Here is a 25,931-nt window from a genome sequence, read left to right on the forward strand (position 1 = left end):
GTCCGCGCCGTGTGCGCCGGGTCGAGACCGCCGTTCGTCTTCTTCGCGACCGGCCGCGCTCGCGCAGGGAGGAGCGCAGCGACGACCGGTGCCCGCGGGAGCACGCCCATGGTGCCCACGCCGGAAGCGGGAAATCGCTTTCTAGATCTTCATGCCCTTGATCTCGTCCTTGATCGCGTTCTGATCGCCGAGGATCCGCACTGGGGCTCGTGGCGTGTCGGTGCTGTACTGGGACGCGTGACGGATTCTTCTGCTCCAGAGACCGCGCCGGAGACGCCCGCGCCTCCGGCTGCCGGAGATGCGCCGAAGCGGCGCGGGCTGGACCGGCGTGGCTGGACGCTGGTCGTGGCCGGTGCGCTGGCGCTGATCCTGCTGCTGATCTGCGGCGGGCTGATCGCGGCGGCCGCGGCCGTGCGTGGCGCGGTCGACCGGGCCCGGCACGACCGCGCCGTGGAGGCGGAGACCCTCGGCGACGTGGACGCGGCCTGCCTCGATCTGGAGCAGCGGCTCAACCGGCTGACGCCGCCCGGGGCCACGAACGGGCCGGCCACGCGCGCGAAGGCGATCCGCGACGAGAACGTGGCGGCCCGGCCGTTCCTGCTGGAGTTGGACCGGCTGCGGAGCGACCGCCCGGACGATTCCCACGTGGAGCAGTCCTGGCCGGACGGCTGGCGGCAGGTGATCGAGGCGCGTGCGACCTACGCGGACGCGCTGGACCGGGTGGCCGGCGGCGGCGACCCCGCGTTCTACCTGACCCCGCGCGACGAGGACGCGGATCCGGTGCTGGACGAGCTGATCGCCGACGGCCCGGCCGCGTGTGCCGGTGCGCTGCGCAGACTGGGCGACCCATCGCTCTAGTTCGATGCAAGATCAACCGTCCATCTTGATCAGTGACCTTGGACACATTGCGTCGTAACAGGCCGAGAGGGGTTTCGTAGTCGTCCCGTAACACCCAGACTCCCTTGCGGATGGTCTGCGTCACACACGGCGTAACGTGTGTCACAGACGAGCGCGCGTTCACCGCATCAGGGGAGCCTGAATGACGTCGACGGCGACGAGACCCGGCCGGGCCGCGATCGCGGCCAGGACACTCCGCACCGACCGGTGGTGGTTCCCGCCGCTGGTCACGTTCGTGGGGCTGGGCGCCTGGGTCACCTACGCCACGGTCCGGGTGTTCCTGCACGACAACTACTGGGTCGACGACTACCACTACCTCACGCCGTTCTACTCCCCGTGCGTGACCGAGCGGTGCGTCGAGGAGGCCGCCCACCTCGGGCGGTTCCTGCCCGGCTGGTGGATCATCCCGGATGCCGCGCTGACCCTGCCGTTCCTGCTGCTCTTCCGGCTGACCTGCTACTACTACCGAAAGGCGTACTACCGGGCGTTCTGGCTCTCGCCGCCGGCCTGCGCGGTGCCGGACGGGCACAGGCGCTACACCGGCGAGACGCGCTTCCCGCTGATCTTCCAGAACGTCCATCGGTACGCGTTCTACGCCGCCGCGATCATCTCCGTGATCAACACGTGGGACGCGGCCCTGGCACAGGCCACCGGGCTCGGCCTCGGCAACGTCATCCTCTGGGTCAACGTGATCATGCTCTGGGCGTACACGTTGTCGTGTCATTCCTGCCGGCACATCGCGGGCGGACGGCTCAAGCACTTCTCCAAGCACCCCGTGCGATATCGCTTCTGGACGTTCGTGTCCGCGCTGAACGTCCGGCACATGCAGCTGGCCTGGATCACGCTCGGCACGCTGGCGCTGACCGACTTCTACATCATGGCGCTGGCCGCCGGCTGGTTCTCCGACCTGCGCATCATCAACTGAGGGCGGTCATGACAAGAACGGAACGGCACCGGTACGACGTGGTGGTCATCGGCGCGGGCGGCGCCGGGCTGCGGGCCGCGATCGAGGCACGTCTCGCCGGGAGGAAGACCGCGATCATCTCGAAGTCGCTCTTCGGCAAGGCGCACACCGTGATGGCCGAGGGCGGCGCGGCCGCGGCGATGGGCAACGTCAACTCGCGCGACAACTGGATGGTCCACTTCCGGGACACCATGCGCGGCGGCAAGTTCCTGAACAACTTCCGGATGGCCGAGCTGCACGCGCGGGAGGCGCCGGACCGGATCTGGGAGCTGGAGACGTACGGCGCGCTGTTCGACCGGACCCCGGACGGGCGGATCTCGCAGCGCAACTTCGGCGGCCACGAGTACCCCCGGCTGGCCCACGTCGGCGACCGGACCGGGCTGGAGATGATCCGCACGCTGCAGCAGAAGATCGTCTCACTGCAGCAGGAGGACTTCCGGGAGTTCGGCGACTACGACGCGCGGCTGCGGGTCTTCGCCGAGACCACGATCACCGAGCTGATGCTGGACGGCGACCGGATCGCCGGCGCGTTCGGCTACTACCGCGAGTCCGGCGAGTTCGTGCTGTTCGAGGCGCCGGCCGTGGTGCTGGCCACCGGCGGCGTCGGCAAGTCCTACAAGGTCACGTCCAACTCCTGGGAGTACACCGGGGACGGCCACGCGCTCGCGCTCCGGGCCGGCGCGACGCTGATCAACATGGAGTTCCTGCAGTTCCACCCGACCGGCATGGTCTGGCCGCCGTCGGTGAAGGGCATCCTGGTCACCGAGTCGGTCCGCGGCGACGGCGGCGTGCTGAAGAACTCCGACGGCAAGCGCTTCATGTTCGGGTACGTCCCCGACGTCTTCCGCAAGCAGTACGCGGAGACCGAGGAGGAGGCCGACCGGTGGTACACCGACCCGGACCACAACCGCCGCCCGCCCGAGCTGCTCCCCCGCGACGAGGTGGCCCGCGCGATCAACACCGAGGTCAAGGAGGGCCGTGGCACCCCGGCCGGCGGCGTCTACCTCGACGTCAGCACGCGCATGCCGGCCGAGACCATCCGCAAGCGCCTGCCGTCGATGTACCACCAGTTCAAGGAGCTGGCCGACGTCGACATCACGGCCCAGCCGATGGAGGTCGGCCCGACCTGCCACTACGTGATGGGCGGCGTGGAGGTCGACCCGGACACCACGGCCGCGCTCGGCCGCGTGCGCGGGCTGTTCGCGGCCGGCGAGGTCTCCGGCGGCATGCACGGCTCCAACCGGCTCGGCGGCAACTCCCTCTCCGACCTGCTGGTCTTCGGCAAGCGGGCGGGCGAGCACGCGGCGTCCTACGTGTCGTCGTCCTCCCGGCCACGGGTGTCCGCCGCCGCGCTCGACGCCGCGGTGGCCACCGCGCTCGGGCCGCTGGAGCGCAGCGGTGGCGACAACCCGTACCACCTGCAGCAGGAACTTCAGGCGATCATGGGTGACCTGGTCGGCATCATCCGGCGCGAGTCCGAGCTGTCCGAGGCGCTGAAGCGGCTGCACGAGCTGCGCGCCCGGGTCGCGGCCGTGAGCGCGGCCGGCGGCCGCCGCTACAACCCCGGCTGGCACCTGGCACTGGACCTGCGGAACATGCTGGTGGTCTCCGAGTGCACCGCGCGCGCCGCGCTGGAGCGGGCCGAGTCGCGCGGCGGGCACACCCGCGAGGACTTCCCCGGGATGGACCCGGTGTGGCGGCAGGTCAACCTGGTCTGCGCACTGGACGGCGAGGACGTGACGCTGGCCCGCAAGCCGCTGCCGCGCATGCGGCCGGAGCTGCTGCGCCTGTTCGAGCGCACCGAGATGTCGAAGTACCTGACCGACGAGGAACTGGCCGAGTTCGACGCGCTGCCGGAGGCATGAGCAGATGGGCACCACGCGCAACTTCAGGGTCTGGCGGGGCGACGCGGACGGCGGCGACCTGCACGACTTCCAGGTGGAGGTGAACGAGGGCGAGGTCGTGCTGGACATCATCCACCGGCTGCAGGCCACCCAGACACCGGACCTGGCCTGCAGGTGGAACTGCAAGGCCGGCAAGTGCGGCTCGTGCTCGATGGAGATCAACGGCATGCCGCGGCTGAGCTGCATGACCCGGATGTCCACGTTCACCGCGGACGAGACCGTCACGATCACGCCGCTGCGCACGTTCCCGGTCATCCGCGACCTGGTCACGGACGTGTCCTACAACTACCTGAAGGCCCGCGAGACGCCCGCGTTCGCACCGCCGGCCGAGCTGGCGCCGGGTGAGTACCGGATGCGGCAGGTGGACGTGGAGCGCTCGCAGGAGTTCCGCAAGTGCATCGAGTGCTTCCTCTGCCAGAACACCTGCCACGTGATCCGCGACCACGACGAGAACAAGCCGCCGTTCTCCGGACCGCGCTACTTCATCCGCGCGGCCGAGCTGGACATGCACCCGCTGGACTCGCGGTCCGACCGCAAGGAGTACGCGCAGGCGTCGATGGGGCTGGGCCTCTGCAACATCACGAAGTGCTGCACCGAGGTCTGCCCGGAGCACATCAAGATCACCGACAACGCGATCATCCCGATGAAGGAGCGCGTGGTCGACCGGCGCTTCGACCCGCTGGTCTGGCTCGGCCGCAAGATCTTCCGCCGGGATCAACTGGCCGAGACGGGCCCGGATCCGCTGATCGGCACGCTGCCGCCACCCGAGGCCGCCGACGGTGAGCCGTCCCCGCAGCGGGCGCGGCGCGGCCCGCAGGCGCCCGCGATCGACGCGGACGGGCACATGGCGATCACCGAGCTGACGTTCGAGAACCAGGGCGCCGGCTCCCCGTTCGGCGACGACGTGCGGTTTCCCCTCCCACCCGACGAGATCAACTACCACCATCCGGTACGCGGCGAGACCGGCCGCACCCCACCCGAGGCGATCGCCGACGCGGTCCGGGACGAGCCCCATCCCTGATGCCGCCCCGCCCCACCCCGCCCGGCGTCACGCCGCCGCCGGTGCGTTGTCCAGCGACGTTCGCCAGGCGTCTCGTCCGTGATCGGGCCGTTCCCCCTGTCGTTACCGAGCCTCCGGCGTCAGGGCTGACGGGCAGCGGTCCGTCTGGTGATCCAGTCATCGAAGTCGTTCGAACGACCTCGATGACGCCTGGATCACGATCGGCCGACGGCTCACCCCCACGCCCGAAGGCCGTTGGGGCAGCATCGGGACCGCCTCGATCACGGGGGCGTGCCGTGGGTCAGGTGCTGGCGGAGCGCCTCGACGATCGGCTCGTCCGCGGGCAGCCAGGGCACCGAGTCGAGTTCGTCCACCGCGAGCCACCGCAGCTCGCGGTGCTCCAGCGCGCGTGGCTGTGCGTCACCGATCAGCTCCGCGAGGTAGACGCGGAGCACCGCCCACCCGTTGCCGAGCGGCACGTCGCGGCCGAGGCGCTCCCCCGGCCGAACCGTGATGCCCAGCTCTTCCGCGCATTCGCGCGCCAGCGCGCCGATCTCGGACTCGCCCGGCTCCACCTTGCCACCGGGGAACTCGAAGCGGCCGGCGACCTCGGGCGGCGCGGATCGCGCGCAGGCCAGGACGCGTCCGCCGGAGAGGATGGCGGCGCCGACGACGACCTTCGACCTGGCCCGTTCCGTGTGCACGGGCAACCAGAGTGCCAGATCAATCGGTATTTCGGGTGGACGCCATCACCTCTTAGTACGAGAAAGAGGTGGTCCAGTAGCCATGGACATGCCAGCCCGTCAGCGGGAAGACTAGGGGCGACACCATGACGACACGGCGACGATTTGGCCACAAGCCGGCAACGACGCTCAGCATCAGGGCAACCAGCCTGGGGGAGGCGTGGCGATGCGTGCTCTCTGGAGCAACAACGGTCGCACGAAAAATCGCGACTATCTGAGTGACGCCCTGACTGTGCTGTCCGGGTGGACCCGCGACGGCCAGCAGCTGAGCCGCACTCTGGCCCTCGACGAGGCGCAGCACGCCGACCTCACCGAGCGTATCCAGGTTGCGGCCGATGCGCTGCACCTGCGGCCCGAGATCCGCCGCCTCGAGGGCGAGACCCGGATCAGGGTCTCGGTCGCCGGCGCCGACTCCATAACGGAGGGTCAGGTCGCCCTCGCCGCGCGTATCGAGGATGCGTACCGTACCGTCACCGCCGTTTAGTGATCCTGACCACAGCGCGCCGGGACTAACCTTCAGGCCATGGCACAGGCGACCTATGACCGCAAGGAACAGCTGAAGCAGATCGAGAGCGGCCTCCTGGAGGGCGAGGACATCATCGCCGTCTACGACGCGGTCGGCGTCGGCACCGGCTTCATCGGCCTGACCAGCCGCCGCGTGATCATCCAGGACAAGTCGTTCGTCGGCAAGAAGTTCGCGATCACCAGCATCCCCTACTCCAAGGTGACCAGCGTCAGCGTGGTCAGCAACGCCTCCTGGGCCGGCTCCTTCTTCGGCTCCAGCACCATCGCGATCAACGTCGGCACCCACACCTACGAGGTCGAGTTCCGCGGCGACCACAAGGCCCACCACGTCCACAACGTCATCCTCTTCTACATCTCGTAGAAGAAGCCCCGGCAACCGGTCCGCCCACTTCCGGCGGGGGCACCTCCCCAGTGCTCCCGCGGGGCACCGCATCCCGCGGTGGTCGCCTCAGGACCGCGTGCGGCAGGCGTCGAAGCAGCCGCGCCGACGTCGCAGAATGTTACGGTGACGGCATGACCGCGGTGCCCGAATGGATGCGGCCGCCACGCCCCGAGGGGTGGTTCGCCGATGATCTCGACGAGCTTCCCCAGGCGCCCCGTCATACCGAACTCATCGATGGAGCGCTCGTCTTCATGATGTCCCCCCAGCGGGCCTGGCATGCTCGGCTCGTCACCGCACTGGTGCTCGCGCTCGCCGAGCAGGCGCCACCGGGGGTCGAGGTCGAGCGGGAGATGACGATCCGGCTGGACGAGCGGAACCGGCCCGAACCCGACCTGCTGGCGACGACGGCGGCCTACGATCCGGACCGCACCTTCTTCGAGCCGGCCGTTGTCCTGCTGGTCGCCGAGGTGGTCTCGCCCGAGTCGGCACACCGGGACCGGACCGTCAAGCTGCGCAAATACGCGGAGGCCGGCATCGGGCACTACTGGCGCATCGAGGACGAGGACGGCGCGCCGGTCGTGCACGCCTACGAACTCGACGGCCCCACCCGGTCGTACGCACCGACCGGGATCTTCCGTCACGAACTCCGCAGCACCACGCCGTTCCCGGTCACGATCGACCTCGACCGGCTGCTACCCGGCCGCACCAGCTGATTCACACCGCCACGAGCCGAACGCGGTCGCCGCAGAGCCTGGACATGTCGTCGACGTCGGAGGTCAGCATGACCACGGGACGGTGCTGGCGCAGCGCGGCCTCGGCGACCGCGGCGTCGATCGCGTACTTGTGACCGTGGAGACCGGCGTTCATCAGCAGCTTCGATGCCGCCCTCGCCTCTTCGTCGCCCACCGGGACCACGCGGAGTCCGGAGAGCACCCAGCGCAGACGTGCCTGGTTCGTGCGAGCGTGGACAGCCTCGATGATGGTGAGCGCGCTGATCACGACCTCCATGCCACGCGAGCGCGCCTCGGCCACCAGAGCCACCACCTGCTCGCTGTCGGCAAGCAGCTTTGACAAACCCTCGCTGTCGAGGACCAGCGTCCCATCGTGGTTCAGCTGGCGGCGGGCCACTCGGCCTGCTCGGCGAACACCTCGTCGAAGACCTGCCGTGCCCGCTGCCGAGCCTGATCGGAGACCGGCCCGTTGCGGGCCTCGTAGTCCGCCAGGTATTCGTCAAGAGCCCGCCCACGCAGCTCCCGCTCGACCGCCTCGGCGATGAAGGCGGAGAACTCCCGTTTGCCCACCCGCGCCCGGATCGCCTCGGCGGTCCCCTCCGGCAGCGACAGGCTCACCCGCGTCGCCGGCCCTTCCCCGATGCTGTACGTCACGTCACCCATGGACCGATTGTGTCAAACGAGTAGGAAAACCGCTACGGAGAAGCCGCCATGATCGGGCCTGGCGGGCTGAGGTCCGCCGCCATGCCGCGTCAACGCTCACATATCGAAAGTCACCTGACGCCCCCGCACCGAACGGGCGATGTCCATTCGATGGATCCGGGAGTTGTGATACTCAAGGCTGGCGTCGGAGATGACGTGGCCCGTTATCTCACGGATGCGGGATCGCTCGAGCGGAATCGCCCCGTAGTCGCAGAGCGCGTGATGATTGGGGCACAGCACGATGATGTTCCCGGCGACATCCGGCCCGTTGTGCGGGTTGCCGACGGGGATGATGTGGTGGGCCTCAGAATATGTTCGAGCGGCGTCCAACCTCAGTACGAGGTCGCAGAGCTGACAACGATCCCGGTGCAGCAGCTTGATTTCCCGCGCCAGTCTGGTGTCACGCAACAGCCGATACGTCTTCTGCAAGGCACGACCGGGGGAAGCGTTTCCGTCGGGCAGCGCCCGTCCGGCGATCTCATCGGGCAGGTCGGCCGCCTTCGGCGTGTCGACCACCGCCGACCGCTGTCCCCATACGCCTCTCCCGAGCCCGTCGACGGAGAAGAAGAGGTCCTGCCGTCCCTTGAAGCCCGCCGAATCGGAGGAACGGTCCTGTATCTGGCGCCGGACGATGTCTTTCCACGATGGTGGAAGGTTGGACCGTACTTGCTCGATTCCGGCGTAGATCTCGTCGTAGGTCCCCGTCCCGCCGAGAGTATCCAGAACAGCGACGATGTCCTCGAGCCAGCTCCCCATGCGACCGAACCCTACCCAGGCCTTCTGATCTGCCCCGCCGGAGTGGCGGTTGAAGGCGGTGACTCATCATGAGAACGATGGCGGCCGGTGGGATACCCCGGCCAGAAAGCACGCAAGCCGGCGCTGGAGACGCCGGCTTGCGTGGCTGGTCAGACGTTGAAGCGGAACTCGACGACGTCGCCGTCCTGCATGATGTATTCCTTGCCCTCCATGCGGACCTTGCCGGCGGACTTGGCGGCGGACATGGAGCCGGCGGTGGTGAGGTCGCCGAACCCGACGATCTCGGCCTTGATGAAGCCGCGCTGGAAGTCCGAGTGGATGACGCCGGCGGCCTCGGGGGCGGTGGCGCCGATCGGGACGGTCCAGGCGCGGGCCTCCTTGGGGCCGGCCGTGAGGTAGGTCTGCAGGCCCAGGGTGCGGAAGCCGACGCGGATCAGCTGGTTGAGGCCGGGCTCGGTCTGGCCGATGGACTCCAGCAGCTCGCGGGCCTCGTCCTCGGGGAGGTCGATCAGCTCGGACTCGATCTTGGCGTCCATGAAGACGGCCTCGGCCGGTGCGACCAGGTCACGCAGCGACGCGAGGAACTCGGCGTTGGCCAGCTCCTCCTCGTCGACGTTGAAGACGTAGAGGAACGGCTTGGAGGTGAGCAGGTGCAGTTCGTGCAGCAGCTCGATCTCGATGCCGGCCTTGGCCGCGCCCGCGTAGAGCGTGGTGCCCCCGTCGAGCAGTTCGGCGGCGGCCTTCGCGGCGGCGGCGACGGCGGCGCGGTCCTTCTTGAGCTTCGCCTCCTTGTCCAGCCGCGGGATGGCCTTCTCCAGCGTCTGCAGGTCGGCGAGGATCAGCTCGGTGTTGATCGTCTCGATGTCGTCCTTCGGCGAGACCTTGCCGTCGACGTGCACCACGTTGGGGTCGGAGAACGCGCGGACGACCTGGCAGATCGCGGAGGCGTCGCGGATGTTCGCCAGGAACGCGTTGCCGCGGCCCTGCCCCTTCGACGCGCCGCGGACCAGGCCGGCGATGTCGACGAACGAGACCGGCGCCGGGATGATCTTCTGCGACTCGAAGATCTCGGCCAGCTTGTCCAGCCGCTCGTCCGGCAGCCCGACCACGCCGACGTTGGGCTCGATCGTGGCGAACGGGTAGTTCGCCGCGAGCACGTCGTTCTTGGTCAGGGCGTTGAACAGGGTGCTCTTGCCGACGTTGGGCAGGCCGACGATGCCGATGCTGAGACTCACAACGCACCAGGATAGTGCCCGCGCGGAAACCCGGGGACCGGCCTATCGTCACCGGTGATGATCTATCGGTATCTGACCGCGGCGGTACTGGCCCGTTTCGCGGACGAGGGGGCGCGTGTCGCGCTGGTGCTGCTGGCCCTGGAGACGGCCGGGAGCCCGGTGCTCGGTGGCGCGCTGGCGGCCGCGTTCATGGTGCCGCACGTGCTGGCCGGGCCCGCGGTCGGCGCGCTCGCGGACCGGGCCCGCCGCCGGGCGCCGGTCTACCTGCTGCTGATCGGCGGCAACGGCGTGGCGATCGCGCTGTGCGGGCTGCTGACCGGCCGGGTCCCGGCCGCGGTGGTGGTGGTCATCGCGGTGCTCGGCGGCTGCTGCGCGCCGCTCGGCACCGGCGGCCTGTCCAGCCTGATCAAGGAGCTGTTCCCGCCGGAGCGCCGCGACCGGGTCTACGGCATGGACGTGATGACCTACAACCTGGCCGGCATCTGCGGCCCGGCCGTGGTGGCCGGGATCGCGGAGCTGGGCGGCGCGCGGCCGGCCACGCTGGTGCTGGGCGCGGGCGCGATCACGGCCGGGCTGCTGGTGCTCACGCTGCGGCTGCCGGCCCGGCCCGCGCCGGAGGCGGCCGGCAACGTGCTGACCGGCGGGTTCGGTGCGATCTGGCGGATCCGGCCGCTGCGCGCGGTGACGCTGGCGACCGGCCTGGGCGCGGGCGCGTACGGCGCGTTCCCGCTGATCACCGCGCTGTTGGCGATCGAGTACCACGCGGGCTGGGCGGCCGGTGCGCTGCTGTCCGCGGCCGCGATCGGCGGGCTGGCCGGGTCGCTGCTCTACGCGCGCCATCCGATCGGGGCGAGCCGTCCCGAACGTACCGTCATGATCTGTCTGCTGGCCTCGGCCCTGCCGATGGCGCTGGTGCCGGTCGTGCCCGGCGTGATCCCGGCGCTGCTGCTCTTCGGCGTGGCCGGGTTCTTCTTCGGGCCGCAGTCCGCGGCGCTGTTCGCCAGCCGGGACCGGCACGCGCCGCCGGCCGTGCACACGCAGGTCTTCACGCTCGGCGCCGGGCTCAAGGTGTCCGGGTCCGCGCTGGGTGCCGCGCTGGCCGGCTACGCGGCCGGCGTGGGCGCGGCCGGCCTGCTGCTCGCGGCCGCGGGCGTGTACGCGGCCGGCGGCGTGATCGGCGCGGCCCTGCTGGCCCGCGAGTAGGAGGACGGCCTGCAACCGCGGGCCGGTCTGAGACGTGCAGCTGATACGAGTCGATCGCGGCGGCCGGCCGTCGCGAGGGCAAGGCACACGGGGAGGAATTCACATGATCAGGCGATTCGGCACGCTCGCGCTGGCGGTCCTGGCGCTCACCGCCTGCACGAACAGCGGCGACGACACCGCGAACGGGCCGCTACCGTCTCCCAGCACGGTCAGCGTGGCGCCACCGCCGAGTGCCGCCGCACCGTCGAGCACGGCATCCGCACCGTCGAGCACGGCGCCCGAGCCCGCTCCCGCTCCCGGCGAGACCGGCTCCGGCGACTGGAAGGCCGCGCTGGCCGCCGCGCTGGAGTGCCCCGCCGCCGCGCTCCCGGTCGAGCAGGGCCCGATGTTCAACCGTGACATCACCGGCGACGGCGTCCCGGACGTGCTGGTCGCCGCGGCCTGCACCGGCTCCACGTCGAGCTGGCCGTCCGTGGTCCACGCCTACGACGGCGCCCCGCCGGCCGGCCAGTGGCGGCGGCTCGGCGTGCTGCTCACGCAGGGGGACGGCGTCGACGAGCGCGGCCTGCGGGTCAAGCAGATCCTGATCGACGACGGTACGGTCGTGGTCACGTCGCGGGCGTTCCAGCAGAAGGACGACAACGCGTCCGGCGGCACGCTGACCGTCACCGACCGGTTCACCTGGTCCGGCACCGGATTCACGCGTGGCGAACGTACGATCGCCTGACCATGACGAACTCTCCTCGCCTTCCCGGCGGCACGCAGGTGGTGCTCCGCGAGGCCTCCGTCGACCTCGCCGGTGCCCGGGTGCAGCGTGGCGCGACCGGCCGGGTGGTCGGTGACTCCGAAGCGAACGGTTACCTGGTCCGGCTCACCGACGGCCGCCAGGTGACCGCCGCGCGCGGCGAGCTGGCGCTACGCAAGGCGCACCAGCGGGACATCGGCATCGGCGACCGGCCCCGGGGCGGCACGTCCACGCCGGCGGACCACCGGTTCGTCACGGAGCACACGATCTACGCCGCGGTGGTCGGTTCGCGCGCGTTCGGGCTGGACACCGCGGATTCGGACACCGACGTGCGCGGCGTCTACGCGGCGCCGGCGGACGCGTTCTGGTCGCTGCGCAAGCCGCCGCAGCACGTGGACGGGCCGGCGCCGGAGCACTTCTCCTGGGAGGTGGAGCGCTTCTGCGAGCTGGCCCTGAAGGCGAACCCGAACCTGCTGGAGGTGCTGCACTCGCCGCTGGTGGAGACGGTCACGCCGCTCGGCGGGGAACTGCTGGAGCTGCGCGGCGCGTTCCTGTCCCAGCTGGTGTACCAGACCTACTCGGGTTATGTACTGAGCCAGTTCAAGAAGATCGAGGCGGACCTGCGCCGGGACGGGGAGCCGCGCTGGAAGCACGTCATGCACCTGCTCCGGCTGTTGCTGGCCTGCCGGGACGTGCTGGCCACCGGCAGCTTCCGCACGGACGCGGGCGAACACCGGGAAAGCCTCCTGCGGGTACGCCGGGGTGAGCGCTCCTGGCCGGACGTGGAGACGTGGCGGCTGTCGCTGCACGCGCAGATCGACGACGCGCTGGACCACTCGCCGCTGCCGGCCGTGCCGGACGTGGCCCGGGTGGACGCCTGGCTGCGCTCGGTGCGGGCGCGCAGCGCGGCGGAGGTGCTGCGATGACGGCCCGGGACATGACGCGGCTCGATCTCGGCGAACTGCGCGCGGCGACGAGCGGCCAGCCGTACCCGCTGCTGTTCGTGACCGTCTCCGGCGCGCACCTCTACGGTTTCCCGAGCCGGGACTCGGACGTCGACCTGCGCGGCGCGCACCTGCTGCCGATCGAGGAGGTGGTCGGGCTGCGCACCGGCCGGGACACGATCGACACCACCTTCGAGCGGGACGGCGCGGAGATCGACATGGTCACGCACGACGCGTTCAAGTTCTTCCGGCTGCTGCTGAGCCGCAACGGGTACGTGCTGGAGCAGCTGCTCTCGCCGATCGTGGTGTCGAGCTCGCCGGCGCACGAGGAGCTGCGCGCGCTCGGGCCGGACACGGTCACCCGGCATCACGCGCACCACTACCGGGGCTTCGCCCAGAGCCAGCACCGGCTGTACGCGAAGTCCGGCGAACTGAAACCGCTGCTCTACACGTTCCGGGCGTACCTGACCGGCCTGCACCTGATGCGGTCCGGCGAACTGGACACGCACCTGCCGACGCTGGCCGGGCTGGTACCGGAGGCGCCCGCATACCTCACGGAGCTGATCGCGGCGAAGACGGCCGGGGAGCACCGCGCCGCGGCCGGGCTGGCGCCGCCGGGCGTCACCGACGACCTCGCGCTCCTGGAGGCGGCGCTGGAGGAGGCCCGGGCGGCGACCCGGCTGCCGCAGCGGCCGGCCGCGGAGGACGCGGTGCATGATCTCCTGGTGCGGCTGCGGCTGGGCGGCTGACCCGATCGCCGGGGCGTCCGCGCCATGCTGGCTGCCCCGGCGCGCGTACGATCGCCGTATGGCGGAAAAGGTGATCCTCGGCCTCAGGGCGGACACCCTGACCCGGGCGCGGGCGGCCGCGGCCGAGGAGGGTCTCACGCTCTCGGCCTGGCTGGACCGTGCGGCCCGGCGCGAGGCGCTGCGGCAGGCCGCCCGGCGCCACGAGGAGTGGCTGACCGCCAACCCCGACGTCCGTGACGAGCTGGACGGTTTCGACCGTCTGGCGGAGAAGCTCGAGACCAACTGGAACGACCTCTCCGACGCCGCGTGAACCGGGGCGAGATCTGGACCATCGGTGGCCGCAGCGACCTGCGGTACCGGGTGGTGGTGCTGTCCGGGGACTCGCACAACGAGCGGCCCAGCGCCGCGCCGTTCTGCGCGCCGATCGTGCGTCAGCGCGGCAGCACGGAGCTGCCGCCGTTCGCGGTGCCGCTGGCCGAGGCCGACCCGCTCTCCGGCGTGGTGGTGGTCAACCGCATGCGCCGGCTGCCGGCCAGCGCGGGCGCGGAGAAGGTCGGGATGGTCACCGGCGCCAGCCTGGCCCGGCTCAACGAGGCACTGCGCGACCTGTTCGAGCTGTGACGTCCCGGAGCGCGGCGGGTCCGAGCGGCCCTCACCGCCCGGACCCGATCCCCACCCCGGTGTCAGGCGTTGCGCCGGCCCGCGATCGCGCCGGCCAGCACGGCCGCGAGCCCGGCATAGATCAGGAAGGCACCGGTGCCGATCGCGCCGGTCAGGTAGAGCGGGTCAAGGACGGCCTGCTCGGTGGAGACCATCACGGTCGCCACGTAGACCACGATGCCGCCGGCACCGATCACGGCGGCGCCCGGCACGCCGAGCCGGCGCAGCAGCGCCCAGAGGCCGAGCGGGACCACCGCGGCCGGGATCGCCAGCAGCAGCAGGCCCGCGCCGATGTTCGCATCCGCCGCTTCCCGGCGCAGCATCGCGTCCAACAGCAACAGCACACCGGCCGGTACGAACCAGGACACCGCGAAGACGGCGGCCCCACCGACCGCACCGAGAAACACCCGCTTGCCACTCATGCGGACGATCCTGCCGCCGCGCGCGGTCCGGGCCCTGAGTGCCGATACTCAACATCCGCCGCCCGGTGCGGGGTGTGGTGGTCCCGCCTCAGGGGGCCAGCGCCTCGATGATCTCGTCGGCGCGGCGGGACGCGGCCTCGGGGTCAGCGTCCGGCGCACCGATCGCCGGGTCCCAGTTGAGGTCGTGGAAGACCTCGGTGACGCCGGCCTCGGCGAGCCGGTTCACGTCCGCCCTGATCTGGGCGTACGAGCCGGTCAGCGGTTTGCGGCCGGCCTCCGGCAGCGCCCCGCCGGCCCGCACCGGGCCGCGGCTGACCACGCGGATCGCGTCCGGGTCGCGGCCCGCCTCGGCCGCCGCCGCGCGGACCAGCGCCACACTGTCGCCGATCTCGGCCAGGTTCGCCTTGCTGCGGCTGATCCAGCCGTCCGCGAGGCGGCCGGCCCGGCGCAGCGCCGCGGGCGCGGAGCCGCCGAGCAGGATCGGCGGGCCGGGACGCTGCACCGGCAGCGGGTGCTGGTAGCCGGCCGGGAGCCGGTAGAACTCGCCCTCGTGCGGCGCGCCGGAGCCGGACCAGAGCGTGCGGAGCACCCGGACGTACTCGGCGGTGCGCGGGCCGCGGCGAGCCAGGTCCGCGCCGGCCGCGACGAACTCCGGCGCGGACCAGCCGCTGCCCAGGCCCAGGTCGAGGCGGCCGCCGGAGAGCACGTCGAGCGTGGCGGCCTGCTTGGCCAGGTGCACCGGCGGGACGAACGGCAGGTTCACGATCGCGACGCCGAGCCGGATCGTGGTGGTGCGCGCGGCCGCGAAGGCGAGCGCGATCAGCGGATCCAGCACGCTCCGGTAGACCGGCTCGGGCTGCGGGTCGACCGGCACGAAGAGCCGCTGGAACGTCCAGAGCGAGTGATATCCGAGCTGCTCGGCGCGGGTGGCCACGGCCGCGAGACGATCCGGGGAGGCCCACGCGCCGGCCACCGGCAGGCCCAGTCCGACATGCATGGTGCCCACCGTACCGACCGGCGGATCGGTCACGGTGATGTCCGAAACCCGCGAGCCACGGGACCGGCGGCCGGGGCAGGATCGAGGGCGTGGAGTTGGACTTCGAGCGCTGCTACCGGGCCGTGGACAGCCGCGATCAGCGGTTCGACGGGTGGTTCTTCACGGCCGTCACGTCGACCGGCATCTACTGCCGTCCGTCCTGCCCGGCCGTCACGCCCCGCCGGGAGAACGTCCGGTTCTACCCGTCCGCCGCGGCCGCCCAGGGCAACGGCTTCCGCGCCTGCCGCCGGTGCCGCCCGGACGCGGCGCCCGGCTCACCGGAGTGGGACTCGCGGGCCGACGCGGTCGGCCGGGCGATGCGGCTGATCGGCGACGGCGTGGTCGACCGCGAGGGCGTGCCCGGGCTCGCTCGCCGGCTGGGTTACACCGAGCGCCACCTGCAGCGCCTGCTGACGGCCGAGGTGGGGGCCGGTCCGCTGGCGCTGGCCCGGGCGCAGCGGGCGCAGACCGCGCGCATCCTGATCGAGACGACCGGGCTGAGCCTCACCGAGATCGCGTTCGCGGCCGGGTTCGGCAGCGTGCGGCAGTTCAACGAGACGATGCAGGCGGTGTTCGACGCGAGCCCGTCCCAGCTGCGGGAGTCGCGGCGGCAACGCTCGGTCTGGGCGGTGCCGGGGCCGGCCGAGCCGGCCGGCCCGGGCGTGGTGCACCTGCGGCTGTCCCATCGCGCACCGCTGCACGTGCCCGCGCTGCTCGGGTTCCTGGCGGCCCGCGCGATTCCCGGCGTGGAGGAGGCGAGCGCGGTGACGTATCGGCGGGCGCTGTCGCTGCCGAACGGCCCGGCGACCGCGGAGCTGACGCCGCGCGCCGGCTATGTGGCGGCCACGCTGCGGGTGGCGGACATGCGCGACCTGGCGCCGGCCGTGGCCCGCTGCCGCCGGCTGCTCGACCTGGACGCCGATCCGGACGCGATCGACGGCCTGCTCGACGCCGACCCCTACCTGTCCCCCTCCGTCTCGGACGAGCCGGGCGTGCGCGTCCCACGGGCGGTGGACGGCTTCGAGATGGCGGTGCGCGCGGTGGTCGGCCAGCAGATCTCGGTCGCCTCCGCCCGCTCGGTCCTGAAACGCCTGGTCCGCGCCGCGGCCGCGCTGCCGTCCCACGACACGGCGAGCGTGGCGGCCCACGACACGGCGGCCGGCGAACCGGCGGCCGACGTCGTGGCGGCCGAGGACGTGGCGGCCGAGGACGTGGCGGCCGAGGACGTGGCGGCCGAGGACGTGGCGGCCGGGCGGCCGGTGCCCGGCTATTCGATGGCGGACGATCCGGCCGGGCTGATGCCCTTCCCGAGCGCGGAGCGGCTGCTGGCCCTGCCGGACGACGCATTCGGCATGCCGGTCGCGCGGCGGGAGACGCTGCGTGCGCTGGCCCGGGCCGTGGCGGACGGGCTGGTGCTCGATCCGGGCGGCGACCGGGAGGAGATCACGGCGCGGCTGACCGCGCTGCCCGGCATCGGCGCCTGGACCGCGGGTTACGTGGCGCTGCGCGCGCTCGGCGACCCGGACGTGCTGCTCCCCACGGATCTGGCGGTGCGCAAGGGCGCGCGGGCACTCGGGCTGCCGCACACGCCCGCCGCGCTGGCCGCGCGCGCGGAGCAGTGGCGCCCGTGGCGCTCCTACGCGCTGATCCGCCTGTGGCGCGCCGCCGCGGCCGCCTCCGGCCCGGCCACCTCCGCCACGGCCGCCACGACCACCTCCGCCACGGCTGCCTCCAGCCCGGCTGCCTTCGGCCCGCCTGCCTCCGGCCCGTCTGCCTCCGCCGTGGCCACCTCCGGCCCGGCTGCCACCGGCCCGCCTGCCTCCGGCCCGTCTGCCTCCGCCGTGGCCACCTCCGGCCCGGCTGCCACCGGCCGGCGTGCCTCGGGCCGGGCCACCTCCGGCCCGGCTGCCTCCGCCACGGCCATCTCGGGCCCGAGTGCCTCCGGCCCGGCCGCGACGACTGCCGGTGTCAGCACGACCGCGGCCGGGGCCGCCACGAGGGCTGCTGCCCGGCCATGACGACTGCCACCCGGCCCTGAGGCGCTCGCGACGCGACCGCCGGCAGTGGCCGGTGCACGTTCCCCCGGGTGCCCCACACCCGGCGCCGAGTTTCGAGGAGACCACGATGACCACACTGAACCATGCGATGACGGTGACACCGGCCGGGCCGCTGACGATCGTGGCCGGGCCGGACGGGCGGGTGCGCGCGACCGGCTTCACCGCGGACGTGCCCGGCCTGGTGGCGCTGATCCACCCGACCCTGCGCGACGGCGCCGAGCTGCGCGAACGTGCGGATCTGGGCGAGATCACCGGAAAGGTGCGGTCCTATCTGGACGGCGATCTGACCGCGATCGACGACGTCCCGGTGCATCAGCACTCCGACGGCGCGTTCATGACGCACGCCTGGGCGGTGATGCGCGGGATCAAGGCGGGTGAGCCGGTCACCTACACACGGTTCGCGGAGCTGTCCGGCCGGCCCGCGGCGATCCGGGCGGCCGCCGCGGCCTGCGCGCGGAACGCGGTGGCGTTCTTCGTGCCGTGCCACCGGGTGCTGCGGGTGGACACGTCGCTCGGCGGCTACCGGTGGGGTCTGGAGGTCAAGCAGTGGCTGCTGGATCACGAAGCCCGTCGATGAGCCGCATTGACGACAAGAGTGAGTAACCCTTCATCCGGTCAGATATCGACGCAGTTGCTACCGTCACTGTGTGCAGCGTGATCGCCACTGGACTCTGAGTGGCGGCCCGCGCCGCCAGCCGGCGCGAAATTTATGGCGAATTAGGCGTTACCTCCGCCCGTACCGATGGCAGATGCTCTGGTTGCTCCTGACCGGGCTGGGCGGGGCCGCTGCGAGCCTGGCCGTCCCGCTGGTGGTGCAGCGGGTCGTGGACGGCCCTGTCGCGCGTGGTGACGTGCACGGGCTGCTGCTGCTCGGCGCCCTTGCACTGCTGTTCGGCGTGGTCGAGGCCGTGCTGATCTTCATCCGGCGGTGGACGCACGCGGCCGCCGCGGTCGGGCTGGAGGCGGCGATCCGCGACGACCTCTACGCGCACCTGCAGAAGCTGCCGGTCTCGTTCCACGACCGGTGGCAGTCCGGCCAGCTGCTCTCCCGCGCCACCAGCGACCTCGGCGTGATCCGGCGGTTCCTGTCGTTCGGGCTGATCTACCTGGTGGTCAACACGATCACCTACGTGACGGTGATAGCGATGCTGTTCAAGCTCTACTGGCCGCTCGGGCTGGTCGTGGCCGCCAGCGCGGTGCCGCTGTTCGTCTTCGCCCGGCAGTTCGCGAACGGTTACCTGTGGGCGTCGCGCGCGCTGCAGGAGCAGCAGGGCGACGTGGCCACGCTGGTCGAGGAGACCGCGGCCGGGCTGCGGACCATCCGGTCGTTCGGGCGCAGCCGGTTCATGGCCGGCCGGTTCGCGGACGAGATCGGCGAGCTGCGGGACATCGCGATCGACAAGGCCGGGCTGCTCTCCCGCGCGTCCGCCAAGTTCGACCTGGTGCCGAACCTGACGCTGGCCGTGGTGCTGGTGGTCGGCTCGATCGCGGTCGCCGGCGGCGAGCTGACCGTCGGCCGGCTGGTCGCGTTCGCGTCGCTGCAACTGCTGCTGATCTGGCCGGTCGAGTCGCTCGGCTGGATCATCGCGAACGGGCAGGAGTCGATGACCGCGGCCGACCGGGTCTTCGAGGTGATGGACACGCCGCCCGCGGTCACGGACACCCCGCACGCCCGCGCGGTGGCGCCCGGGCCGGGCCTGCTCGTCCTCCGCGACGTGCACTTCCGCTATCCGGGCACCACGATCGAGGTGCTGCGCGGCGTGGACCTGGAGGTGCGGCCCGGCGAGACGATGGCGATCGTCGGCGTGACCGGCAGCGGCAAGACGTCGCTGGTCTCGCTGGTCCCCCGGCTCTACGACGCGACCGCCGGCCAGATCACGCTGGACGGCACCGACCTGCGCGACATCCGGCTCGACTGCCTGCGCGAGCTGGTCGGTGTGGCGTTCGAGGAGCCGGTGCTGTTCTCCATGTCAGTCCGGGAGAACATCACGCTCGGCGCGCCCGGCGCCACCGACGCGCAGATCGCCGACGCGCTCGCGGTCGCCCAGGCCGGCTACGTGTACGACCTGCCCTGGGGCCTGGACACCCGGATCGGCGAGCAGGGCCTGTCGCTCTCCGGCGGGCAGCGGCAGCGGCTCGCGCTGGCCCGCGCGGTGCTCGCCCGGCCGCGCGTGCTGGTGCTCGACGACCCGCTCTCCGCGCTCGACGTGCACACCGAGGCGCTGGTCGACGACGCGCTGGCCCGGGTGCTCAAGGGCACGACCGCGCTGCTGGTGGTGCACCGCCCGTCCACGATCGCGCTCGCGGACCGGGTCGCGCTGCTCGCCGACGGCCGGATCGCGGCCGTCGGCACCCACTCCGAGCTGCTGGCGGCCGTGCCCGCGTACCGCGCGGTGCTGGCCGCCGAGACCGCACCGGTGCACGGGTCATGACCGGCGACCTCGGCGTCACCGGCGACCTCGGCGTCACCGGCGACCTCGGCGTGACCGCCGGCCGGAAGGCGTGGCGGGGCCGCGCCGTCGAAGAGGACGCGGAGCGCGCCGCGGCCGAGGCGCCGGACGCGCGCGCGGTGCTGCGGCTGCGCTCCCGCAGCCGGCGACTGCTCGGCGACCTGCTGCACCCGCACCGCGGCATGCTCGGCGTCACGGTCGCGTTGCTGCTGCTGCAGAACGCGGCCGGGATGGCCGGCCCGTTCCTGGTCATGCTGATCATCGACCGGGGCATCCCGCCGCTGGCCGCGGACCGCGACTTCCGGCCGCTGGTGGTCCTCGGCGCCGCGTTCCTGTCCGCCGCGCTGATCGAATACGCCACGAAGCGCGCGTTCCTGCTGCTCTCCGCGCGGATCGGCCAGTCCGTGCTGTACGACCTGCGGCAACGCGTGTACGACACGTTCCAGCGGCTCAGCGTCGGCTTCCACGAGCGGTACACGTCGGGCCGGATGGTGGCGCGGCTGACCTCCGACATGGACTCGATCGCGGAGCTGTTCGACGGCGGCATCAACGACCTGGTGCTGGCCGGCCTCTCCGTGCTATCGGTGACCGGCATCCTGCTCTGGCTGGACGTACCGCTGGCCCTGGTCACGCTCCTGTCGTTCCCGTTCCTGCTGCTCATCTCGCGGTGGTTCGCGCGCGCGTCGTCGCTGGCCTACCGGCGCAGCCGCGAGGCGGTCGCGCTGCTGATCGTCTGGTTCGGCGAGTCGCTCGGCGGCATCCGGGCCGTGCACGCGTTTCGCCGCGAGCCGCGCAACCAGGAGATATTCGCCGGGATCAACGACGACAACCGGCGGGCCACGCTGCAGGCGTACCGGCTGATCGCGATCTACTCACCGGTGATCAAGCTGATCGGGAACGTGACGATCGCGGTGCTGCTCACCTACGGCGGGTGGCAGGTGATGCGCGGGGAGACCGAGGTCGGCGTGCTGGCCGCGTTCCTGCTCTACCTGCGCCGGTTCTTCGAGCCGATGCAGGAGCTGAGCCAGTTCTACAACGCGCTGCAGTCCGCGACCGCGGCGCTGGAGAAGCTGGCCGCGGTGCTCGACGAGAAGCCGTCCGTGCCGGAGCCGGACCATCCCCACCCGCTGCCGCCCGGCCGCCCGCCCGGCCGCGTCGAGCTGCGCGGCGTCGAGTTCGCGTACCGGCCGGGCAAGGTGGTGCTCCCCGCGCTGGACATCGCCATCGCGCCCGGCGAGACCGTGGCGCTGGTCGGCGCGACCGGCGCCGGCAAGTCCACGATCGCGAAGCTGGTCGGCCGGTTCTACGATCCGACCACCGGCACGGTCCGGCTGGACGGCGTCGACCTGCGCGACCTCACGGACGCCCAGCTGCGCCGCGCGGTCGTGATGGTCACCCAGGAGAACCACATCTTCTCCGGCACGATCGCGGACAACATCCGCTTCGGCCGTCCCGACGCCACCGACGACGAGATCCACACCGCCGCCGCCACCATCGGCGCGGATGCGTTCGTCCGCGGGCTCCCCGACGGGTACGACACCGACGTGCACAAACGCGGCGGCCGTCTCTCCGCCGGGCAGCGTCAGCTGGTCGCGTTCGCCCGCGCGTTCCTCGCCGACCCGGCCGTCCTGATCCTCGACGAGGCCACGTCCGCGCTCGACGTCCCGAGCGAGCGCCTGGTCCAGCGAGCGCTGCGCACCATCCTCGCCGACCGCACCGCGCTGGTCATCGCGCACCGGCTCTCCACCGTGGAGATCGCCGACCGCGTCCTGGTCCTGCACGCCGGCCGCGTCGTCGAGGACGGCCCGCCCGCCGACCTGATCCACGCCGGCGGCCGCTACGCCGCCCTCCACCACCAGTGGCGCGAGTCCCTGATATAACCCAAGCTGAAATAACCGACATTTCCGTTTTCGGCACGGCCGCTCAGCGCGCTCCAGACGGCCGCCCCCGGCCGTCACCCGCCGCCCGCGCGCCACCCCCAGCCACGTCACTCGCCCCCGGCCGCGCCGCTCGCCGCCCCAGCCACGTCACTCGCCCCGGCCGCGCCGCTCGCCGCCCCAGCCACGTCACTCGCCCCGGCCGCGCCGCTCTCCGCCCCGGCCGCGCCGCTCGCCCCCGGCCGCGCCGCTCGCCGCCCCGGACGGCGCCGGGATGCCTCCGACTGACGTTGCTCTGCTTACCTGGCTCAACGTTGCAAACAGGGCGCGCGTTTCGGCAGCTCAGATGCCTTTGGGTCAAGGCGTTGTGGGGAGCGGGTCGTCATAGGCGCCGGACGGGCCGGCCAGGCGGTCGCGGCCATTGGGGTAGGGCCAGGCGTTGGAGGTGCAGCCGTGCAGGCCGAGGGTCTGCTGCTGCATCACGGGGGCGGGGCCGCCGGGTTCCGGGCAGAGCTCGTGCCCCTGGAACAGCCGGTGGCCGATCTCGTGGTTGATCAGGTAGGCGCGGTACTCGGCGAGCGGGTCGCGCCAGTGCGGGACCCCGTGGGCCCAGCGGTCGATGTTGAGCACCACGGCGTCGCCGTTGCGGCAGGACGTGTAACGGTCGGTACCCATCGCGCAGAGCCGGTCGCGGGTGCCGGGCGTGGCCAGGTAGACGGTGAAGTCCGGGTGTTCGCCGGGAGCGGCGCGGCGCAGCCGCCACCGGCCACCGGTGATCCAGCTGCGGTCGTCGGCGAGCACGGTGGCGACCTCGGCCGCGAACTGCTCCGGCGAGACACCCTCGATGCCCTCCTCGACCGAGATCCGGTAGCGCAGCAGCGTGCCGGAGCGGCCGGCCGTGTCGCCGGGTCCGGGGGCGACCCGCCAGCGTCCGTCGCCGTCACCCGGAAAGGTGATCTCGGGGGTGTGGTCCAGCTCCGAGGGACTCGGCATGGGAGCGGCCGGCGTGCGCGAGGGCGGCGCGAACGAGGGCGGCGCGGAGGTCGCCGCGGTCGCGCAACCGCTCACCGACAGCGCGCACAGCGCCGTCACCAGGGTCTTTCTCCACACGAGCGATACTCCCGTCGTCCTGTTGTGCTGCCCGGTTGACGGTCCGCCGGTCGTGAAAGTTGAGTGCCGGAACCGGCAACCTTTCGGCGGGCTCGTCCGTCAAGGGCGAGGTGGACGGCGAGGAGCACGTCGCCGAGCTGTGGCCGTGGAGCGAGGGCCCGTCCCTCGTGGTCTTCCGGTTCCCGCGGGCGGGTGCCGGCGATCCGGTGGTGCGGAGCTCGCGTGCGTACGAGGGCGTCCCGTCACCGGGGCCGGAATCCGGTGGTGGACGGCCGTACCCTTGACGCATGACGGATCCGGAGCGTTTCGCACGCGCCGGTGTCCCCGAGCGCCCGTCGCTGGACGGGCTCGAGGACACCTGGTCGCGCCGCTGGCAGAAGGAGGGAACGTACGCGTTCGACCGGTCGAAGGACCGCGCCGACGTGTACTCGATCGACACGCCTCCGCCGACCGTATCCGGCGAGCTGCACATGGGCCACGTCTTCTCGTACACGCACACCGACGCGATCGCACGGTTCCAGCGCATGCGCGGCAAGACCGTCTTCTACCCGATGGGCTGGGACGACAACGGGCTGCCCACGGAGCGCCGGGTGCAGAACGTGTTCGGCGTCCGGTGCGACCCGGCGCTGCCCTACGACCCGGCCTGGACGCCGCCGGCCCGGCCGATCTCGGCGGAGGCGCGGAAGAACCCGGTCTCGATCTCGCGGCGCAACTTCGTCGAGCTGTGCGCGTCGCTGACCGCGGAGGACGAGCGGGAGTTCGAGGCGCTGTGGCGGCGGCTCGGGCTGTCCGTGGACTGGTCGCTGACGTACACCACGATCGGCGAGGCCGCGCGGGCCGCGTCGCAGCGCGCGTTCCTGCGCAACCTGCGCCGCGGCGAGGCGTACACGGCGGACGCGCCGACGCTGTGGGACGTCGGCTTCCGGACCGCGGTCGCGCAGGCGGAGCTGGAGGACCGGGAGCGGCCGGGTGCGTACCATCGGCTCGTTTTTCATGGTCCTGAAGACGTCCTGATCGACACGACGCGCCCGGAGCTGCTGCCCGCGTGCGTCGCGCTGGTCTGCCACCCGGACGACGACCGATACAAAGACCTCGTCGGGGGTACGGTCCGCACGCCCCTGTTCGGCGTCGAGGTCCCGGTGCACGCGCACCCGCTGGCCGCGCCGGACAAGGGCACCGGCCTCGCGATGGTCTGCACGTTCGGCGATCTGACGGACGTCACCTGGTGGCGTGAGCTGCGGCTGGACACGCACGTCGTGATCGGCCGCGACGGCCGGCTGCTCCCCGACGGTCTCGATCACGAGAGATACGCACCGCTCGCCGGCCTCACCGTCAACGCGGCGCGGAAGGAGATCGTCCGGCTGCTGACCGAGTCCGGCGAGATGCTCGGCGAGCCGCGGCCGATCACGCACCCGGTCAAGTTCTACGAGAACGGCGAGTCGCCGCTGGAGATCGTCGCGACCCGCCAGTGGTACGTGCGGAACGGTGGCCGGGACGCACGCCTGCGCGACGAGCTGCTGGACCGCGGCCGGGAGCTGAACTGGGTTCCGGGTCACATGCGCCACCGCTACGAGCACTGGGTGGGCGGGCTGACCGGGGACTGGCTGATCAGCCGGCAGCGATTCTTCGGCGTGCCCGTCCCGGTCTGGTACCGGCTCGACAACGCTGGCGAGCCGGATTACGACAACCCTCTCACACCGGACGAGTCCTCGTTGCCGATTGATCCCTCTTCCGAGTGTCCGCCCGGGTTTGTCGAAGTTCACCGTGGACGCGCGGGCGGGTTCATCGCGGATCCGGACGTGATGGACACCTGGGCGACCTCCTCGCTCACGCCGCAGATCGTCGGCGGCTGGACGCGCGACGAGGACCTGTTCGCCCGGGTCTTCCCGATGGACCTGCGGCCGCAGGGGCAGGAGATCATCCGGACCTGGCTGTTCTCCTCGATCGTCCGGTCCCACCTGGAGCACGGCGTGCTGCCCTGGCGGGGCACCGTCCTCTCCGGATGGATCCTGGACCCGGATCGCAAGAAGATGTCGAAGTCCAAGGGAAACGTGGTCACCCCGATCGCGCTGCTGGAGCAGCACGGCTCGGACGCGGTGCGGTACTGGGCGGCCAGCGGGCGGCCCGGCACCGACCTCGCGTTCGACCCCGGCCAGATCAAGGTCGGCCGGCGGCTGGCGACGAAGATCCTGAACGCGTCCAAGTTCGTCCTCGGGCTGGGCGCGGCGAGCGCGCTGCGGGAGACACCGGCCGAGCCGCTGGACCGGGCGATGCTGGCCGCGCTGTCCGCCGTGGTCCGGACCGCGACGGACGCGCTCGACGCCTACGACCACACCGGCGCGCTGGCCGCGGCGGAGACGTTCTTCTGGACGTTCTGCGACGACTACATCGAGCTGGTGAAGGAGCGGGCGTACGGGGACGGGCCGGCCGCGGTCTCGGCCCGGGCCGCGCTCGCCACCGCGCTCGAGGTGCAGCTGCGCCTGTTCGCGCCGTTCCTGCCGTTCGCGACCGAGGAGGCGTGGTCCTGGTGGCGGTCCGGTTCCGTGCACCGCGCGCCCTGGCCGACCGTGCACGAGCTGCCCGCCGGCGGCGACCCGTCGCTGCTCGTCCTGGCCGGTGACGCGCTGTCCCAGGTGCGGCGCGCGAAGTCGGAGCGCAGGCTGTCGATGAAGGCCGAGGTCCCGCTGGCCGAGGCGCTCGGCCCGGCGGACGTGCTCGACCGGCTGGCACTGGTCGAGGGCGACCTGCGGGCCGCCGCGCACATCGCGAAGCTGGACCGGCTCCCGGACCGTACCCCCGATCTGGTCATCGCCTGTGCCTTCTGACCGTCCCTGACCGG

At 72.0% G+C, this 25,931-nt stretch carries 26 protein-coding genes and 1 pseudogene; 19 read left to right on the plus strand and 8 right to left on the minus strand.

Going from position 1 to position 25,931, the window contains the following annotated elements; translation table 11 throughout:
- Positions 1-237 precede the first annotated feature (237 nt).
- The 4 genes from J2S43_RS30885 to J2S43_RS30900 all read left to right on the plus strand — a co-directional run bounded on the left by J2S43_RS30885 (position 238) and on the right by J2S43_RS30900 (position 4,786).
- The gene (locus J2S43_RS30885) at positions 238-858 is read left to right on the plus strand and encodes a hypothetical protein (RefSeq protein ID WP_306835082.1); all 621 of its coding nucleotides are present in this window, start codon (positions 238-240) and stop codon (positions 856-858) included.
- Between the two features lie 181 nt (positions 859-1,039).
- Positions 1,040-1,822 carry a succinate dehydrogenase subunit SdhC gene (gene sdhC, locus J2S43_RS30890; RefSeq protein ID WP_306835083.1) on the plus strand — a complete coding sequence of 261 codons (783 nt, stop codon included), beginning with the start codon at positions 1,040-1,042 and terminating at the stop codon, positions 1,820-1,822.
- Between the two features lie 8 nt (positions 1,823-1,830).
- Positions 1,831-3,726 carry a fumarate reductase/succinate dehydrogenase flavoprotein subunit gene (locus J2S43_RS30895; protein WP_306835084.1) on the plus strand — a complete coding sequence of 632 codons (1,896 nt, stop codon included), beginning with the start codon at positions 1,831-1,833 and terminating at the stop codon, positions 3,724-3,726.
- Between the two features lie 4 nt (positions 3,727-3,730).
- The gene (locus J2S43_RS30900) at positions 3,731-4,786 is read left to right on the plus strand and encodes a succinate dehydrogenase/fumarate reductase iron-sulfur subunit (protein WP_306835085.1); all 1,056 of its coding nucleotides are present in this window, start codon (positions 3,731-3,733) and stop codon (positions 4,784-4,786) included.
- 260 nt (positions 4,787-5,046) lie between these two features.
- Here J2S43_RS30900 and J2S43_RS30905 read toward each other — a convergent pair whose 3' ends face one another.
- The gene (locus J2S43_RS30905; protein ID WP_306835086.1) at positions 5,047-5,469 is read right to left on the minus strand and encodes a (deoxy)nucleoside triphosphate pyrophosphohydrolase; all 423 of its coding nucleotides are present in this window, start codon (positions 5,467-5,469) and stop codon (positions 5,047-5,049) included.
- Between the two features lie 205 nt (positions 5,470-5,674).
- On the opposite strand from J2S43_RS30905, the gene J2S43_RS30910 reads away from it, so the two are divergent.
- The 3 genes from J2S43_RS30910 (at position 5,675) to J2S43_RS30920 (ending at position 7,128) form a co-directional block, all read left to right on the plus strand.
- Positions 5,675-5,992, plus strand: a complete 318-nt coding sequence (locus J2S43_RS30910; RefSeq protein WP_306835087.1) for a 4a-hydroxytetrahydrobiopterin dehydratase — start codon at positions 5,675-5,677, stop codon at positions 5,990-5,992.
- A 39-nt stretch (positions 5,993-6,031) separates the two neighbouring features.
- Positions 6,032-6,394 carry a PH domain-containing protein gene (locus J2S43_RS30915; protein WP_306835088.1) on the plus strand — a complete coding sequence of 121 codons (363 nt, stop codon included), beginning with the start codon at positions 6,032-6,034 and terminating at the stop codon, positions 6,392-6,394.
- A gap of 152 nt (positions 6,395-6,546) precedes the next feature.
- Positions 6,547-7,128 carry a Uma2 family endonuclease gene (locus tag J2S43_RS30920; protein ID WP_306835089.1) on the plus strand — a complete coding sequence of 194 codons (582 nt, stop codon included), beginning with the start codon at positions 6,547-6,549 and terminating at the stop codon, positions 7,126-7,128.
- Position 7,129: 1 nt separating this feature from the next.
- On the opposite strand, the gene J2S43_RS30925 is transcribed toward J2S43_RS30920, so the two are convergent.
- The 4 genes from J2S43_RS30925 to ychF form a co-directional block, all read right to left on the minus strand.
- Positions 7,130-7,543, minus strand: coding sequence for a PIN domain-containing protein (locus tag J2S43_RS30925; RefSeq protein ID WP_306835090.1), 414 nt, complete (start codon positions 7,541-7,543; stop codon positions 7,130-7,132).
- A complete protein-coding gene (locus J2S43_RS30930) occupies positions 7,525-7,809 on the minus strand; it encodes a hypothetical protein (protein ID WP_306835091.1) in 285 nt (94 codons plus the stop codon). Before J2S43_RS30930 ends, J2S43_RS30925 begins: the two co-directional genes overlap by 19 nt.
- 96 nt (positions 7,810-7,905) lie before the next feature.
- Complete coding sequence (locus J2S43_RS30935) at positions 7,906-8,604, minus strand: HNH endonuclease (protein WP_306835092.1); 699 nt, start codon at positions 8,602-8,604, stop codon at positions 7,906-7,908.
- Positions 8,605-8,753: 149 nt separating this feature from the next.
- Positions 8,754-9,839, minus strand: a complete 1,086-nt coding sequence (gene ychF, locus J2S43_RS30940) for a redox-regulated ATPase YchF (RefSeq protein WP_306835093.1) — start codon at positions 9,837-9,839, stop codon at positions 8,754-8,756.
- Positions 9,840-9,896: 57 nt separating this feature from the next.
- Between ychF and J2S43_RS30945 the strand changes: the two genes are divergently transcribed.
- The 6 genes from J2S43_RS30945 (at position 9,897) to J2S43_RS30970 (ending at position 14,101) form a co-directional block, all read left to right on the plus strand.
- Positions 9,897-11,042, plus strand: a complete 1,146-nt coding sequence (locus J2S43_RS30945; RefSeq protein ID WP_306835094.1) for an MFS transporter — start codon at positions 9,897-9,899, stop codon at positions 11,040-11,042.
- Positions 11,043-11,145: 103 nt separating this feature from the next.
- Positions 11,146-11,769, plus strand: coding sequence for a hypothetical protein (locus J2S43_RS30950; RefSeq protein ID WP_306835095.1), 624 nt, complete (start codon positions 11,146-11,148; stop codon positions 11,767-11,769).
- Positions 11,770-11,771: 2 nt separating this feature from the next.
- The gene (locus J2S43_RS30955; RefSeq protein WP_306835096.1) at positions 11,772-12,713 is read left to right on the plus strand and encodes a nucleotidyltransferase domain-containing protein; all 942 of its coding nucleotides are present in this window, start codon (positions 11,772-11,774) and stop codon (positions 12,711-12,713) included.
- Positions 12,714-12,724: 11 nt separating this feature from the next.
- On the plus strand, positions 12,725-13,480 hold the full coding sequence (locus tag J2S43_RS30960) for a nucleotidyltransferase domain-containing protein (protein ID WP_306839557.1): 756 nt from the start codon (positions 12,725-12,727) through the stop codon (positions 13,478-13,480).
- Between the two features lie 58 nt (positions 13,481-13,538).
- A complete protein-coding gene (locus J2S43_RS30965; protein ID WP_306835097.1) occupies positions 13,539-13,790 on the plus strand; it encodes a hypothetical protein in 252 nt (83 codons plus the stop codon).
- Positions 13,787-14,101 carry a type II toxin-antitoxin system PemK/MazF family toxin gene (locus J2S43_RS30970; RefSeq protein ID WP_306835098.1) on the plus strand — a complete coding sequence of 105 codons (315 nt, stop codon included), beginning with the start codon at positions 13,787-13,789 and terminating at the stop codon, positions 14,099-14,101. Before J2S43_RS30965 ends, J2S43_RS30970 begins: the two co-directional genes overlap by 4 nt.
- A gap of 62 nt (positions 14,102-14,163) precedes the next feature.
- Here the strand turns inward: J2S43_RS30970 and J2S43_RS30975 are convergent, their stop codons facing one another.
- Together J2S43_RS30975 and J2S43_RS30980 are read right to left on the minus strand one after the other, a co-directional pair.
- Complete coding sequence (locus J2S43_RS30975) at positions 14,164-14,562, minus strand: hypothetical protein (RefSeq protein WP_306835099.1); 399 nt, start codon at positions 14,560-14,562, stop codon at positions 14,164-14,166.
- An 88-nt stretch (positions 14,563-14,650) separates the two neighbouring features.
- A complete protein-coding gene (locus tag J2S43_RS30980) occupies positions 14,651-15,559 on the minus strand; it encodes a TIGR03619 family F420-dependent LLM class oxidoreductase (protein WP_306835100.1) in 909 nt (302 codons plus the stop codon).
- A gap of 89 nt (positions 15,560-15,648) precedes the next feature.
- On the opposite strand from J2S43_RS30980, the pseudogene J2S43_RS30985 reads away from it, so the two are divergent.
- The 4 genes and pseudogenes from J2S43_RS30985 to J2S43_RS31000 all read left to right on the plus strand — a co-directional run.
- Positions 15,649-17,265, plus strand: a pseudogene (locus J2S43_RS30985) (DNA-3-methyladenine glycosylase 2 family protein); the annotation flags it as partial.
- Between the two features lie 457 nt (positions 17,266-17,722).
- Positions 17,723-18,232: a methylated-DNA--[protein]-cysteine S-methyltransferase gene (locus tag J2S43_RS30990; protein ID WP_306835101.1), complete on the plus strand. Its 510-nt coding sequence runs from the start codon at positions 17,723-17,725 to the stop codon at positions 18,230-18,232.
- Positions 18,233-18,404: 172 nt separating this feature from the next.
- Complete coding sequence (locus J2S43_RS30995; protein ID WP_306835102.1) at positions 18,405-20,087, plus strand: ABC transporter ATP-binding protein; 1,683 nt, start codon at positions 18,405-18,407, stop codon at positions 20,085-20,087.
- Complete coding sequence (locus tag J2S43_RS31000) at positions 20,084-21,985, plus strand: ABC transporter ATP-binding protein (RefSeq protein ID WP_306835103.1); 1,902 nt, start codon at positions 20,084-20,086, stop codon at positions 21,983-21,985. Before J2S43_RS30995 ends, J2S43_RS31000 begins: the two co-directional genes overlap by 4 nt.
- 354 nt (positions 21,986-22,339) lie before the next feature.
- Here the strand turns inward: J2S43_RS31000 and J2S43_RS31005 are convergent, their stop codons facing one another.
- Positions 22,340-23,092, minus strand: a complete 753-nt coding sequence (locus tag J2S43_RS31005; RefSeq protein WP_306835104.1) for a DUF3152 domain-containing protein — start codon at positions 23,090-23,092, stop codon at positions 22,340-22,342.
- A gap of 59 nt (positions 23,093-23,151) precedes the next feature.
- Between J2S43_RS31005 and J2S43_RS31010 the strand changes: the two genes are divergently transcribed.
- Together J2S43_RS31010 and valS are read left to right on the plus strand one after the other, a co-directional pair.
- Positions 23,152-23,376, plus strand: coding sequence for a hypothetical protein (locus tag J2S43_RS31010; protein ID WP_306835105.1), 225 nt, complete (start codon positions 23,152-23,154; stop codon positions 23,374-23,376).
- A gap of 3 nt (positions 23,377-23,379) precedes the next feature.
- On the plus strand, positions 23,380-25,917 hold the full coding sequence (gene valS, locus J2S43_RS31015) for a valine--tRNA ligase (protein ID WP_306835106.1): 2,538 nt from the start codon (positions 23,380-23,382) through the stop codon (positions 25,915-25,917).
- Positions 25,918-25,931 lie beyond the last annotated feature (14 nt).

It is taken from the genome of Catenuloplanes nepalensis (genome assembly GCF_030811575.1).
Classification (GTDB): Bacteria; Actinomycetota; Actinomycetes; order Mycobacteriales; family Micromonosporaceae; genus Catenuloplanes; species Catenuloplanes nepalensis.

Coding starts and splice junctions, on each gene's coding strand:
- sdhC (WP_306835083.1), top strand. CDS start 1,040: ATGACGTCGACGGCGACGAGACCCGGCCGGGCCGCGATCGCGGCCAGG.
- J2S43_RS30895 (WP_306835084.1), top strand. CDS start 1,831: ATGACAAGAACGGAACGGCACCGGTACGACGTGGTGGTCATCGGCGCG.
- J2S43_RS30900 (WP_306835085.1), top strand. CDS start 3,731: ATGGGCACCACGCGCAACTTCAGGGTCTGGCGGGGCGACGCGGACGGC.
- J2S43_RS30910 (WP_306835087.1), top strand. CDS start 5,675: ATGCGTGCTCTCTGGAGCAACAACGGTCGCACGAAAAATCGCGACTAT.
- J2S43_RS30915 (WP_306835088.1), top strand. CDS start 6,032: ATGGCACAGGCGACCTATGACCGCAAGGAACAGCTGAAGCAGATCGAG.
- J2S43_RS30920 (WP_306835089.1), top strand. CDS start 6,547: ATGACCGCGGTGCCCGAATGGATGCGGCCGCCACGCCCCGAGGGGTGG.
- J2S43_RS30930 (WP_306835091.1), bottom strand. CDS start 7,809: ATGGGTGACGTGACGTACAGCATCGGGGAAGGGCCGGCGACGCGGGTG.
- J2S43_RS30935 (WP_306835092.1), bottom strand. CDS start 8,604: ATGGGGAGCTGGCTCGAGGACATCGTCGCTGTTCTGGATACTCTCGGC.
- J2S43_RS30945 (WP_306835094.1), top strand. CDS start 9,897: ATGATCTATCGGTATCTGACCGCGGCGGTACTGGCCCGTTTCGCGGAC.
- J2S43_RS30950 (WP_306835095.1), top strand. CDS start 11,146: ATGATCAGGCGATTCGGCACGCTCGCGCTGGCGGTCCTGGCGCTCACC.
- J2S43_RS30955 (WP_306835096.1), top strand. CDS start 11,772: ATGACGAACTCTCCTCGCCTTCCCGGCGGCACGCAGGTGGTGCTCCGC.
- J2S43_RS30960 (WP_306839557.1), top strand. CDS start 12,725: ATGACGCGGCTCGATCTCGGCGAACTGCGCGCGGCGACGAGCGGCCAG.
- J2S43_RS30965 (WP_306835097.1), top strand. CDS start 13,539: ATGGCGGAAAAGGTGATCCTCGGCCTCAGGGCGGACACCCTGACCCGG.
- J2S43_RS30975 (WP_306835099.1), bottom strand. CDS start 14,562: ATGAGTGGCAAGCGGGTGTTTCTCGGTGCGGTCGGTGGGGCCGCCGTC.
- J2S43_RS30980 (WP_306835100.1), bottom strand. CDS start 15,559: ATGCATGTCGGACTGGGCCTGCCGGTGGCCGGCGCGTGGGCCTCCCCG.
- J2S43_RS30990 (WP_306835101.1), top strand. CDS start 17,723: ATGACCACACTGAACCATGCGATGACGGTGACACCGGCCGGGCCGCTG.
- J2S43_RS30995 (WP_306835102.1), top strand. CDS start 18,405: ATGCTCTGGTTGCTCCTGACCGGGCTGGGCGGGGCCGCTGCGAGCCTG.
- J2S43_RS31000 (WP_306835103.1), top strand. CDS start 20,084: ATGACCGGCGACCTCGGCGTCACCGGCGACCTCGGCGTCACCGGCGAC.
- valS (WP_306835106.1), top strand. CDS start 23,380: ATGACGGATCCGGAGCGTTTCGCACGCGCCGGTGTCCCCGAGCGCCCG.